The organism is Pseudomonas sp. DR 5-09, assembly GCF_001655595.1.
GTDB lineage: Bacteria > Pseudomonadota > Gammaproteobacteria > Pseudomonadales > Pseudomonadaceae > Aquipseudomonas > Aquipseudomonas pharyngis.
In genome coordinates this window covers 2,079,453-2,094,113 of sequence record NZ_CP011566.1, presented here as the reverse complement: position 1 = coordinate 2,094,113, position 14,661 = coordinate 2,079,453, and the positions used below count along the sequence as shown (strand labels likewise).

General features: G+C 63.4%; 2 protein-coding genes. Both read right to left on the bottom strand.

Annotated features, from left to right (window positions below):
* Nucleotides 1-21: 21 nt before the first annotated feature.
* Nucleotides 22-969, bottom strand: a complete 948-nt coding sequence (locus PDR5_RS09350; protein WP_064594768.1) for an alpha/beta hydrolase — start codon at nucleotides 967-969, stop codon at nucleotides 22-24.
* Between the two features lie 63 nt (nucleotides 970-1,032).
* Entirely contained in the window at nucleotides 1,033-14,655 is a 13,623-nt protein-coding gene (locus PDR5_RS09345) for a non-ribosomal peptide synthetase (RefSeq protein ID WP_064594767.1), read from the bottom strand.
* Nucleotides 14,656-14,661: the final 6 nt, after the last annotated feature.

Below are 14,661 nucleotides of genomic sequence, written 5' to 3'. Positions count from 1 at the left end.
CGCACATCAGGCCAAGTCGGATCAGACCGTTTCCGAATACATCACGGTGCGCAGCACGCTCACCAGTTCCTGATAGATCGCCTCCACCTCTTGCGTGACCATGCGCATGCGCAGGAAGTCATGCACGTGGCCACTGAACTCTCGGCATTCAAGCAATCCTCCGGCGCTGGCCAGACGTTCGGCGTAGGCGCGGCCTTCGTCCACCAGCGGGTCGAAGCCTGCCAGGGCGACGTAGGCCGGTGCGGCGCCGGCAAGGTCGGTGCTCAGCAGTGGTGAGAAACGCCAGTCGCGGCGGTCCTCAAGGCGGCGGGCGTAGTGTTGGTAGAACCATTCCAGGGTATCGCTTTCCAGCAGATAACCTTCGCCGAGCAGGTCCATCGATTCACGGCGCTGCGAGGCGTCGGTTACCGGGTAGCACAGCAATTGCAGGCACGGTTTCAGCGCGCCGGGCGCGCGCGCCTCAAGCGCCAGCACGGTCGCCAGCGTGGCGCCGACGCTGTCGCCGCCAAACACCAGGCGCGACAGGTCGAGATCGAATTCGCCGGCCTGTTCGCGCAGCCAATCCAGTGCATCGGCACAATCGTGCAACGCCACCGGGAATTTGTGTTCCGGCGCGCGGCGGTAGCCGACCGACAGCACTGCACACGGCGTGCGCGCGCAGAATTCACGGCAAATACCGTCGTGGGAATCGAGGCTGCCGACCACAAAACCACCGCCGTGCAAAAACAGCAGCACCGGCAGGACACCACCCCTGTGCAACGGACGGTACAGCCGCAGGGTCAGCTCAGCGCCGTCGCGGGCAAGATGTCGCACCTCACTCACTTCGACATCCGGCACGTCCCAGCGCATCTGTTGTGAGGACCGCTCGAACGCCTCACGGGCCTGCTCAGGTGTCCCTTGGTGAAACGCGCCGTTCTGACTGTCTTCGACCAGATCAAGAAACGCCGCTACTTCCGAATTCAATGACATGCACCACATCCCGGGCCGATGCACACAATGCGCACCGGCCCTCTCAAAAAGTTAAAGACCGGCTCAACGCGCCGACTGTTGCAGGCAATGGTCGACCAACGCTTCCAGCTCGGCCTGATACTGCTGCATCAAGGTCTCGATGGTGCCAGGGCGGAAGCGACGGGTGCTGTACATGCAACGCATCGACAGTTTGCCGTCGAACACCTGACCGACGATTTCCAGCCAGTTGCCGAGGTTGGCATCCAGGCTATAGACGTCGCCGATGTGCTCGTCCGCCGGCATCAGCATCGCCTGCTCGTCAAAGGTCTGGTCGAACTGCCCCAGGTAGTTGAAGGTCAGCCGCGCCTGTGGCAACGTCGCCAGACGCTGTTGCACCGACGCATCGGCCATGTAGCGCAGCGCGCCGTAGCCGACGCCTTTCTGCGGCACCGCCGCCAACTGCTCGCGTACCGCCAGGATCGATGCGCCGAAATCCTGCTCCGCCAACGGCGCCAGCCGCACCGGGAACATGGTGGTGAACCAGCCGAGGGTGCGGCTCAGGTCCAGCCCTTCGACCAGGTCCTCACGACCGTGCCCTTCCAGTTGCACCAGCACCGACTCGGCCTCGCTCCAGCGACACAGCACACGACCGAGCGCGGTCAGCAGCAGGTCGTTGATCTGCGTGCCGTATACCGCTGGCGCCTGTTTGAGCAGTTGCCCGGTGCGGGTGGCGTCGAGGCCCATGAACGTTTCTTCGCGAAAACGCACCAGGTTCTTGCCGCGCGGGTTGTCACACGGCAGATCCTGGCCCGGCTGATCCAGCTGTCCGAGCCAGTAATCCAGCTCTTGCTCGACCAGTGCCGGCACCTGCGCCGCCAGGCCATCGGCCCAGGCGCGATAGCTGCTGGTGCGCTGCGCCAGTTGCGGCTCGCGACCCTGACTGAACGCCTCGTAGGCCAGTTGCAAGTCTTGCAGGAACACCCGCCACGACACCGCATCGATCACCAGGTGATGCACCACCAGCAGCAGGCGCACCTCGCCGTCCGGCAGATTCACCAGCAGACCGCGCATCAGTGGCCCGTCGAGCAGGTTGAGGCTGCGCTGGGCTTCGTTGACCAGTGCGTCGAGTTGCTCGATGTCGCTGATCTCACGCTGCCACAGCAACGGCTTGTGCTCGGCGCTGCGCAGGCTGTCCTGCAACGTTTGATAGTGCTGCAACCAGCGGCCCTGATCCTGATAGAAGCGCAGCCGCAACGAATCATGCTGGGCCAGCATCAACCGCAGCGTCTGCTCCAGCGCCGGGGCATCCAGCGCCTGGCGCGAACGCAGCATCATTGCCTGGTTGAAATGATGCGGTTCGCTCATGCCCTCGGCGAAGAACCACTCCTGGATCGGCAACAATCCAAACGCACCCGCCTGTGCTACGTGGCTGCTGTCGCCAGTCTGGCTCGAGCGGGTGACTGCTTGCTGGTCGAACAGGTTGCCAATGGTCTGGAAGCGCATGAGGTCGCGCAGCTTGATGTCCAGTTTCAGTTGCGGATGGTTCCGCGCCCGGGAAATCACCTGCAGGCTGAGAATCGAATCACCGCCCAACTCGAAGAAGTTGTCGCTGATGCCAACCTGCTCCACTTGCAGCACGTCGGCCCAGATATCGGCCAGCCAGGTTTCCTGCGCGTTGCGCGGCGCCTGATATTGATCGGCGCAAAACTCGGGCTGCGGCAGCGCCTTGCGATCCAGTTTGCCGTTCGGCGAAATCGGCAGGCGCGCCAGAGCCATGATCTGCAGCGGCACCATGTATTCGGGCAACTGTGCGCGCAACAGGGTCTTCAGACGATCCCCGACGTTGTCGTCGCTGCTGACCACATAGCCGATCAACTGCTTGCCGGAGACGCCGTCACGGGCGATGACCACAGCGTCGGTGACACCTTCCTGAGCGCGCAGGCAGGCTTCGATTTCACCCAGCTCGATGCGGAAACCGCGAATCTTCACTTGATGGTCGGCGCGGCCGACGTAATCGAGGATGCCGTCATGGCGCAGGCGCACCAGGTCACCGCTGCGGTACAGACGACTGCCCGGCGCGCCGAATGGATCCGGCACGAAGCGCTCGGCGGTGATCGCCGCACGGCCATGGTAACCACGGGCAACCCCGTAGCCTCCGATATACAACTGGCCGGACAAGTCTTGTGGCAGCGGATTGAGATCGTCGTCCAGAACCCACAGCGAGCGTTGACCGACCACTCGCCCGATCGGCGCATAGGCAGCCGCACAGGCCTCATCATTCGGCGCTTTCCAGAGCATCGGCGTGACCACGGTTTCGGTCGGGCCGTAACCGTTGGTGATGAACTGCGGCTGCAACACGCGGCGCACCTGCGCCAGGGTCTGCTCCGGCACCGCGTCACCCCCCAGGCAATAAATGCGCACCTTCGGCACGGCCATGCCGCTGGCCTCGACGTACTCGGCCACCTGTTTGAGGTAGGCCGGCGGGAAGCAGGCGATATCGATCGAACGGTTGAGCAAGGCGTGACTGGTCTGCTCCGGTGTCCACAGTTCATGATCGCGCAGCACCAGCGTGCCGCCAAAGGCCAGGGTGGTCAGCCAGCGTTCATGGGCGCCGTCGAAAGCGAACGACATGAAGTGCAATTCGCGCGTGCTGGCGTCCATTTCGTACAACTCGCGGATTGCCTGGCAATGCATGCTCAGCGGTCCGTGGGTTACCGCCACACCTTTGGGCAAACCGGTGGAACCCGAGGTGTAGATCAGATAGGCGAGGCTGTCATCACAGGTCTGCACCCGCGGCGCCGTGTTCGGGTACTGACTGCCATCGAAAAGATCCAGATCAAGCAATGGCAAATTCGCCGGCAGCGGCAAACGCTGGCTGGCGGCGCCACGGCTGATCATCTGACGCATGCCGGAGTCTTCAATCATGAAGGCCAAGCGATCGGCTGGATAGTCGATGTCCAGCGGCACGTAGGCAGCGCCGCTTTTGAACACGGCGAGCAAGGCCACCAGCATGTCGAGCGAACGTTCCAGAGCGACACCGATCAGGACTTCCGGACCGGCACCCGCCGCGATCAAATGATGCGCCAGCTGGTTGGACCGGTGCTCGAGTTGCGCATAGCTCAACTGCTCGTCACCACATTCGGCGGCAATGGCCTCAGGCCGTTGCGCAGCAATCATCGCCGGCAACAGCTCACGGTTGTGCACCGCCGCCGGTTCTGCGCCCCACTGCTGCAAGGCCTGCCATTGTGGCGCGGCCAGACGCTGCAGGTTGCCCAGACGCTCCGTCGGCTGCTGCATCATGCTGTGCAGCAGCACTTCCATGGTCTGGCGGATCCGCTCGACCGCTTCGACACTGAACCGATCACGCAGGAACAGGTACTCGATGGAGAACTCTTCGCCAAGATGCACGGCCAGGTCCATCGGGAAGTTGGTCACGTCATGGCTGGCCGAGGTGCCGAAACGCAGGCCGCCCGATGCCTGTTCCAGACGCTGGTCGATCGGGTAGTTCTCGAACACGATGATGCTGTCGAACAAGGCTTGCCCGCCCTGCCCCGACCAGCGCTGAATGTCCGCCAGTGGTGCGTGAGCATGTTCACGCAGATCGAGGTTATAGGCCTGCAGATTGCTCAGCCAGGCATTCAGCGGCTGCGCCGGATCGAGGGTCTGGATCACCGGCAAGGTGTTGATGAACAGCCCCAGCATGCTGCCGGCATTCGGCAAACCCTCCGGGCGCCCGGCCACGGTGGCACCAAACGCCACGCTGTGCTGACCGGTGTAGCGCTGCAACAGCAGCAACCATGCGCCTTGAATCAACGTGTTGGCGGTGATGCCCTGAGCCCGGCAATGCTGCTGCAACAAGGCGGTCTGCTGCGCATCCCAACGGGTGTACAACGCCTGGTGGCCGTGCTCGGCGGATTCGTGACGCGGGTGCATCGCCTGGCTCAGCGCGGTCGGTTCGACCAGCGTCTGCAAGTGGCCGCGCCAGAATTGCTCGAGCTGCGCCGAATCCTGTTGCTGCAACCACGCGATAAAGTCGCGATACCGACCGCTTTCGCCTTCGACCTGGCCGGTGGCGTAGTGCTGCAGTACCTCGCCGAACAACTGCGAACTGCTCCAGCCGTCCATCAGGATGTGATGGCTGGTCCAGATCAACTGGTACTTGTCGGCATCCAGCCGAATCAGGCGCGTGCGTTGCAACGGCATGCGGTCCAGCGCAAAGCCCTGAACCCGCTGCTGACGGGCAAACTCGGCGAGTTGCGCCTCATCCATCGGCGTGTCCAGTGCTTGCAGGTCAACAATGCCCTGACGGTGGACGACCTGCACCGGTGACGCCTGGCTGTCTTGCCAATGGAACGACGTGCGCAGAATTTCGTGGCGCTCCACCACGCATTCCCACGCGGCACGGAAGCGCTCGATATCGAGGCCTTCCACCGTCAGGTTGAGCTGGTTGACGTAGAGATCGTCGCCGTCATCGGACAAGGTATGGAACAACATGCCCTGCTGCATCGGCGACAACGGATAGATGTCTTCGATGTCCGCGACCGGCACCGGCAAACCGTCCAGACGCGTCTGGTCCAGCGCTGCCAGCGGGAAGTCCGACGGCGTCAGGCCGTGGTTGCCCGGGGTCACGCAGTGTTCGATCAGCGCGGTCAGTTCACGCCCGTATTCATCGGCCACTGCCTGCACGGTCGCGGTGTCGAACATCTGCTCGCTGAAGCTCCACGACAGGCTCAGTTCACCGCCATACACCTGACCATTGACCGACAGCCAGTTACCCAGTGGGGCGCGATCGCTGAGGTCACTGCCGGCACTTTCGCCGGCCGGCAGGAACAGCGCGGCTTCGTCGAACTGGCTATCGAACTGGCCGAGGTAATTGAAGGTGATTTTCGGCGTGGGCAGTTCTGCCAGAGCCTCACGCGCCGAGGCATCGCCCAGATAACGCAAGGCGCCAAAACCGATGCCCTTGTCGGGAATCGCACGCAGTTGCTCCTTGATCTGCTTGATCGAATCAGCGAAACCGCTGGCCGGGGTCAGGTGCACCGGGAACACGCTGGTGAACCAGCCAACGGTGCGGCTCAGATCGATGTCGTCGAACAGGTCTTCACGACCATGTCCTTCCAGTTGAATAAGGGCTGAGGCCTGTCCGTTCCAGCGACTGATGACCCGGGCCAGTGCGGTCAGCAGCAAGTCGTTGACCTGCGTGCGATAAGCCGCCGGGGCCTGTTGCAACAGTTGTCTGGTCAGTTCAGGGGCAAGGCGCGTCTGCACACTTTGCGCGTAGCGGTTTTCCAGGCTGCCGTCCGGGCGCTCGCACGGCAACGTGGCGGTCGCCCCCTGCAAATGCCCACGCCAGAAGGCCTGTTGGTCATCGAGGCTGACGGTGTGCGCCTGCAGGCGCTCGGCCCAGGTTTTGAAGGCGCTGGTCTTGGCCGGCAACGCGACCTCGCGCCCGGCCTGGATCTGGCTGAATGCGGTTTGCAGATCTTCCAGCAGGATCCGCCAGGAGACACCGTCGACCACCAGGTGATGCACCACCAGCAACAAGCGCTGAGTCTGATCCGGCAGATCGAACAGCACGCCGCGCAGCAGCGGACCGTCGTGCAGATCGAGACTGCCCTGGGCCTGCTGACAGAGCACTTCGATTGCAGCCGAATCCGTCAGCGTGCGCTGCCAGAGCAGTGCTTGCACAGGCTCGATCGGGCGGTGAGTGGCTGTCCAGCCGTCAGTCGTTTCAATGAACGACAGGCGCAAGGCATCGTGATGCGCAACCAGTGCCTGGAGCACCTGCGCAACGGTCTCGGCGTGTAGCGTCATCGCCGGTTTGAGCAGCAACGACTGGTTCCAGTGATGCCGCTCGGGGATCTCGCTGGCGAAGAACCATTGCTGGGACGGCAACAACGGCGTCGCACCGCTGACCGGCCCCTGGTCGATGCTCAGCACCGTGCCGCCCGACTGTGCTACCGCCGCCAGTGCCTGCACGGTCTGGTGCTGGAACAGATCCTTGGGCGTGAACTGGATACCGGCCTGCCGCGCACGGCCGACTACTTGAATCGAGATGATCGAATCGCCGCCCAGCTCGAAGAAATTGTCCGTGGCGCTGACCTGCTCAAGGCGCAGCGCATCGGCCCAGATCGTGGCGATAAGTTGCTCCATTTCATTGCGCGGCGCCACGTAGCTGTTCTGCAGCAGACTGGCGTCCGGTGCAGGCAGCGCCTTGCGGTCCAGTTTGCCGTTCGGGGTCAGCGGCAGGTGCGCCAGCACCATCAAGTGCGCCGGCACCATGTGCGTTGGCAGACTCTCCTTGAGAGCGTTGCGCACGCTGTCGCGCCATTCAGCCAGATGTGCGTCTGCCACCGGTTGTGTCGGGACCAGATAGGCCACCAGTTGCTTGCCGCTTGGCCCGGCATGCGCCAGCACCACGGCTTCGCGCACGCTGCTCAGTTCCAGCAGACGCGCTTCGATTTCGCCCAGTTCGATGCGGAAACCACGGATTTTCACCTGGTTGTCGACGCGGCCCTGATAGTCGAACACGCCATCGGCACGCTCACGCACCAGGTCACCGCTGCGGTACAGACGACTGCCCGGCGCCCCGAACGGATCGGGTACAAAGCGCTCAGCGGTCATCGCCGGACGATCCAGATAACCCCGGGCCAGCCCGGTGCCGCCCAGATACAGCTCGCCCATCACGCCCTGGGGCAACGCATTGAGGTCAGCGCTGAGCACACAGGTGCTGCGGTCGCCGATCCGCGTGCCGATCGGTGCATAGGCTGCGCCGCATGCGTCATGCCGCCCGGCCTTCCAGATCAATGGGGTGACCACGGTTTCGGTCGGCCCGTAACCGTTGATGATGTACTGCGGCGCCAGCGCCGCACGCGCCCGCTCGAAACTGTCGTTGGGCACGGCATCGCCGCCGAAACAGTAGATCCGCACAGCGGGCGGCTGGCCGACCTGTTCGGCGTGCCCGGCCAATTGCTGCAAGTACACCGGCGGGAACGCCGCCACCGTCACGCCGTGTTGTTGCATGGCGGTGTAGGTCTGCTCCGGGCTCCACAGACTGTCATCGCGCAGCAACAGCCGCGAGCCATGGGTCAGCGGGGTCAACCAGCGTTCATGAGCGCCGTCGAACGCGAACGACATGAAGTGCAGCTCGCAATCGTCCGGGGTCATTTCATAGCGCTGGCCGATGGCCTGGCAATGCATCGCCAGCGGTCCGTGCTCCACGCACACACCCTTGGGCTGGCCGGTGGAACCCGAGGTGTAAATCACGTAAGCCAGGTTTTGCGCGTGTACCTCGACCTGCGGCGCAACGTCTGGCCATTCGGCAGTCGACAACGTGTCCAGATCCAGGGCACGCACTCCGGCGCTCAGTGGCAACCGAGGACGCAGTTGCGAATCGCTGAGCAACAGCGCGATGCCCGAGTCTTCGATCAGATAGGCCAGGCGCTCGCGCGGATAACTGGCATCCAGCGGCACATAGGCGCCGCCGGCCTTGAGCACCGCGAGCAAGGCCACCAGCATCGATGGGCTGCGCGGCAGGGCTACGCCGACGCGCACTTCCGGCCCGACGCCTTCATTGATCAGCACATGCGCGAGGCGATTGGCGTGGCTTTCAAGCTCGGCGAAGGTCAACGCCTGATCGCCACAACGCACGGCTTCCTGTTGCGCCTGCTGCGCCGCAAGCACCGCGATGCGCTGATGCACCAGCAACGGATCCGTGCACGGTTGCGCACGATTGTTTTCCTGCAATCGACGCTGCTCTTCACCGCTGAGCAGGGTCAACGCGCCGAGACGCGCATTCGCCGACTGTACGAACTGCTCCAGCAGCGAGGCCAGTTGCGCGTGCAAACGCACAATGGAGTCCGGGCTGAAACGGGCGGCGGCAAAGCTGTAATGCACCGAGAGGGTTTCGCCGAGGTTGACCCCGACCGTCAGCGGGAAATTGGTTTGTTCACGGGTGTCGACCGCGCCGAACTTCAGGCCCAGCGACGAGCCTTGCTCCAGCGCTTCGGAGATCGGGTAGTTCTCGAACACCAACAGGTTGTCGAACAGGCCGTCGCTGCCCTGCCCCGACCAGCGCTGGATATCGGCCAGTGGCGTGTGTTCGAAATCACGCAGGGCGATGTTGAGTTCCTGCACGGTTTGCAGCCACTGGCTGACCGTCAGTTGCGGTTCCGGACGGGCAATCACCGGCAAGGTGTTGATGAACAGGCCGACCTGCTGCTCGACCCCCGGCAGGTTGGCCGGACGTCCCGACACAGTGGCGCCGAAGGCCACGGTCGGTTGCCCGGTGTAACGTTGCAACAGCAACAGCCACGCCGCCTGCACCAGGGTGTTAAGGGTGACTTTTTGCTGACGGGCAAACTCACTCAAGCGCAACGTGCCAGTGGCGTCGATCCACTGCTGATAGTGTCCGGTACCGCCATCGGCGTTCGCCGAACGATCCGCCAAACCCTGGGCCAGACGGGTTGGCTCATCGAATTGAGCCAGACGCTCAAGCCAGAATTGCTCGCTGAGCTGACTGTCCTGACGCTGCAGCCAGGCGATGTAATCGCTGTAGCGGCCGATGGGCGCTGCAGGCACTTGCCCGGCATAGCGCTGCAGCACTTCACCGAGCAACTGCGAGTTGCTCCAGCCGTCCAGCAAAATGTGGTGGCTGGTGTAGAGCAGTTCGTGACGGTCTTGCGCGGTGCGCACCACCACCAGGCGCAACAACGGCACCTCGCTCAGATCGAACGGACGGCTGCGCTCGGCCTCGGCCAGCGCATCCAGCGCTTCGCCCGGCTGACCGCGCCAGTCGTGAACGGTAAACGGCAGCGTCGCCGAGCGTTCGACGATCTGAAGCGGCTGGGCCTGCTCCCCTCCCCAGACAAACCGCGTGCGCAGAATGTCATGGGACTCCAGCGCCGCTTGCCAGGCCTGACGGAAACGCTCGACATCAAGCCCTTCCACCGACACCCGCATCTGGTTGATGTAATCCCCCGAACCTTGTTCGTACAGGGTGTGGAAGAGCATGCCCTGCTGCATCGGCGACAGCGGATAAACGTTGTCCACCGCTTGCGGATCCGTGATCAGCGTATCGAGCTGCGCCTGAGTCAGCTCAGCCAGCGGGAAGTCCGACGGCGTCACACCGCGGTTGTGCGCTTCACAGCAATGGGCGATCAGCGCATTGAGTTCTTGCGCATAGTCGTCAGCCAGACGCTGGATCGTCGCCTGATTGAACATTTCGTGGCTGAACGACCAGCTGAGGTTGAGCTCACCACCATAGACCTTGCCGTTGATGTCCAGCCAGTTTGCCAGCGGTGCCAGCGAACTCTGTTCGCGGCCGGTGCTTTCACTGGCAGGCACAAACAGCGCGGCCTCGTCGAACTGGCTGTCGAACTGGCCCAGGTAGTTGAAGGTAATGCGCGGGACCGGCTGCGCGGCGAGCGTCTGTCGCGCGTGTTCATCGCCCAGGTAACGCAGGGCACCAAAACCCAGGCCCTTGTTCGGTACGCCACGCAGTTGTTCCTTGACTGACTTGAGCGAGTCGGCCAGGCCCACGGCCGGGGTCAGACGCACCGGGAACAGGCTGGTGAACCAACCAACGGTGCGGCTCAGGTCGATGTCGTCGAACAGTTCTTCACGGCCATGACCTTCGAGTTGGATCAGGGTCGAGGCCTGACCGGTCCAGCGGCAGATCACCCGCGCCAGTGCTGTCAGCAGCACATCGTTGATCTGCGTGCGATAGGCGGCGGGCGCCTGCTGCAACAGTTGGCGGGTCTGATCCGCATTAAGGCGGGTTTCCACGCTCACCGCGTGACGGTTTTGCAAGGTTGCCGCAGGGTTGTCGCAAGGCAGATCCGCGGGCGCTTCGCCCAACTGTCCGGCCCACCACGTCAGTTCGTCGTGCAGCTCGCCGGTGGCGAATGTTTGCAGACGTTGCGCCCAGTCCTTGAACGGGCTGGTCTTGGCCGCGAGCTTGATCCCCTGGCCGCTTTGCGCCTGCTCGCAGGCATTCTGCAAATCTTCCAGCAACACGCGCCAGGACACACCGTCGACCACCAGGTGGTGGATCGCCAGCAACAAGCGCTGGCTGCCGTCAGCCACATTCAACAGCACGGCGCGCAACAACGGGCCGTCTTGCAGATCGAGGCTGCCTTGCGCGGCGTCGCACACCGCTTCGATTTCGTCGGTGTGCTGCACGCCCGCCTGTTGCAGCAACGGCCGGTTATCCGGCGCGCGGTGCATGGCCGTCCAGCCTTCAGCGCCTTCGCTGAAGCTCAGGCGCAAGGCATCGTGATGCGCAACCAGCGCCTGCAAGGCCTGCTCGAGGACACTGGCGTCAATGGCCTGGGAAGGTTTCAGCAGCAACGACTGGTTCCAGCGCTGCCGCTCGGGAATCGCCAGTTCGAAGAATCGTTGCTGGAACGGCAGCAACGGCGTGCTGCCGGTGACAGCGCCCTGCTCGATGCTGAACGCCGCTTCACCCCGCTGAGCGACCCGGGCCAGACCTTGCACAGTCTGGTACTGGAACAGATCCTTGGGGGTGATGCGCAGGCCGGCCTGACGTGCACGGCTGACCACCTGAATGGAGATGATCGAGTCGCCGCCAAGGGCAAAGAAGTTATCAGTGACGCCTACCTGCTCCAGCCCGAGCACGGCTTGCCAGATCTCGCACAACTGCCGTTCGTTGTCATTGCCCGGCGCCAGATAGGTGTGCTGCTCGAGCGCTGCGTCAGGTTTGGGCAAAGCCTTGCGATCGAGCTTGCCATTGGGCGTCAGCGGCAGCTGTTCGAGGAACAGCAAGTGCGCCGGCACCATGTATTCCGGCAGGTGCTCGCGCAGGCCGGCCTTGAGCACTTCACGCAGCCGCGCTCGTTCTTCGGCGTTACCCAGCGCAGCGCTCGGCACGATGTAGGCGACCAATTGCTGACCGCTCGCGCCTTCCTGCGCCAGCACCGCCAGTTCGCGCACCGTGTCTTGTTGCAGCAGACGCGCTTCGATCTCGCCCAGCTCGATGCGAAAACCACGCACCTTGACCTGATGGTCGATACGCCCGACGTATTGCAGGTTGCCGTCAGCCTGATAACGCGTCAGGTCACCGGTGCGGTAGAAACGCTCGCCCGGAGCGCCGAACGGGTTCGGCAGATACTTTTCCGCGGTCAACGCCGGCCGGGCCAGATAACCGCGGGTGATGCCGGCACCGGCCAGATACAGTTCGGCGGCGACGCCTTGCGGCACCGGTTGCAGCTCGCCATCAAGGACATAGCTCGCGGTGTGTTTCAGCGGCCGGCCGATGCTTGGTTGGCCACCGGCCGTGCGCCGTGTCCAGGTCGAATAGGTGGTGTCTTCCGACGGGCCGTACAGGTCGAAAACGTGTTCGACCGTCGGTTGTGCATACAAGGTGTCGACCAGCGACTGCTTGAGCGGCTCGCCGGCCAGATTGATGATGCGCACGCTCGGCGGGATCTCGCCGCTGCGTTGCAGGGCGGCAATCGCCGACGGTACGGTGTTGATCAGGCGCACCTGATCGCGGGCCGGCAACTGCGGCAACTCCAGGGCATTACGGGCGATGATCAACGAACCGCCGTTGGCCAGTGTGACAAACAGCTCCCACACCGACAGGTCGAAACACACCGACGTCGAGGCCAGCACGCCCTGGATATCGTCGCGGCTGTACACCGATTGCGACCAGTCGATCAGCGCCAGCACGTTGCGGTGGGCAATCGCCACGCCTTTCGGTTTGCCGGTCGAACCGGAGGTGTAAATCACATACGCAAGGTTGTCGGCCGACACCCGCGTTTGCGGTGCATGCGCCGGGTACGCGGCGAAATCATCGGCGGCGTTGTCCATCAGCAGCACGTCAATGTCCGCCGCAATCGCCAGACTGGCGGCGACGTCCCGTTCGGTCAGCAGGCACAGCGCACGGCTGTCTTCGAGCATGTAGGCGACACGGTCGGCCGGGTAATCCGGATCGAGCGGCACGTACACGCCCCCGGCCTTGAGCACGGCCAGCAGCGCGACCAGCAGATGCTCCGAGCGCTGCATCGCCACACCGACGCGCACCTCCGGGCCGACGCCTCGCTCGATCAAGGCATGCGCCAACGGGTTGGCCCGTGCTTCAAGCTGAGCATAGGTCAGATGCCGCTCGGCAAAGGTCACCGCCCGCGCATCCGGGGTCCGAATCGCCTGACGAGCGATCAACTGATGAATGCACAGATCGCTGGCAAACGGTACGTCCACGGGGTTCCAGTCGTGCAGCAATACCTGCCGCTCACGGGCATCGAGCAATGGCAACTCGCCGACACGTTGTTGCGCATCGCTGACGATAGCCTTGAGCAACGTCTGCAAATGCCTGCCCATACGCTCGATGGACGCCGCTTCAAACAGGTCCGTGGCATAGATCAGCGAGGCCCACACGCCTTCCGGCGATTCATGGGTTTCCAGGGTCAGGTCGAACTGCGCCGTGAGGCTGTCCCAATTCACACTTTCAACGGCAAGCCCCGGCAATTGCATGGCCTGTCCGGCCTGCCGCGCGCCACTCTGGTGGTTGAACATCACCTGGAACAACGGGCTGCGGCTCAGGCTGCGCTCCGGCGCCAGGGCTTCGACCAATTGCTCGAACGGCAGATCCTGATGCGCCTGGGCGCCCAGCGCCGATTGCCTGGCCTGGGCCAGCAAGGCGCTGAACGTCATGCTGCTGTCGAGGGTGGCACGCAAGACCTGGGTGTTGACGAAGAAGCCGATCAGCCCTTCGGTTTCCGCACGGTTGCGGTTGGCAATCGGCACGCCGATGCGAATGTCGTCCTGACCGCTGTAGCGATGCAGCAAGGTCTGGAACGCCGCCAGCAACAGCATGAACATCGTCACGCCTTCACGACGCGCAAGATCTTGCAGGCCTTTGCTCAACGCGGCATCCAGCTGCATATCCAGACGTGCACCGCGATAGCTTTGCACCAGCGGGCGTGGGTGATCGGCCGGCAGTTCCAGCACGCCCGGATCCGAACCCAGATGCTCGACCCAATAGCTCAATTGCCGTTCGCGCTCACCGGCGTCCATCCAGCTGCGTTGCCACTGGGCGAAATCGGCGTACTGGATCGGCAACGGTGCCAGCGTGGCCGGTGCGCCCTGACTGAACCCGGCATAGAGCTCGATCAGTTCGCCGACCATCACTTGCATCGACCAGCCATCGGAAATGATGTGATGTTGCACCATCACCAGAACGTGATCGTCCGGTGCCAGCCGCAGCAGGCAGACGCGCAGCAAGGTGTCCTGTTCGAGATCGAACGGGCGGGCAATTTCGGCCTCGATGGCCGCGCGCAAACGCGGCTCATCGACTTCGCCCTCCAGCTCGCGAACCTCGATCTGCAAGGCAAACGGCGCCTTGATCAGCTGAATGGCCTTGTCCTGATCACCTCGGGCAAACCCGGTGCGCAGACTTTCGTGACGCTCGATCAGCGTATCGAAACTGCGCTGCAGTACCGCCATGTCCAGGGCACCGCGCAAGCGCAACGCCGTGGGAATGTGGTACGCCGCGCTGTCCGGCTCCATCTGCCAGAGAAACCACTGCCGCTCCTGGGCATAAGACAAAAGCAGCGGTTCACCTTCGGTGCGCCGAAAAATCGGCGCGATGCCATAAAGGTTAATGCCCTGTTTGCCCAGTAGAATCGCCAGCGCCTTGCGTTTCTCGGGAGAAAGCGCGCCTACCGATTCAATCAACTGCTGCATGCCGTG

Bases quoted from the DNA above. Each gene is read 5' to 3' on its own strand.
- PDR5_RS09350 (WP_064594768.1), bottom strand. From the start codon at position 969: ATGTCATTGAATTCGGAAGTAGCGGCGTTTCTTGATCTGGTCGAAGAC.
- PDR5_RS09345 (WP_064594767.1), bottom strand. From the start codon at position 14,655: ATGCAGCAGTTGATTGAATCGGTAGGCGCGCTTTCTCCCGAGAAACGC.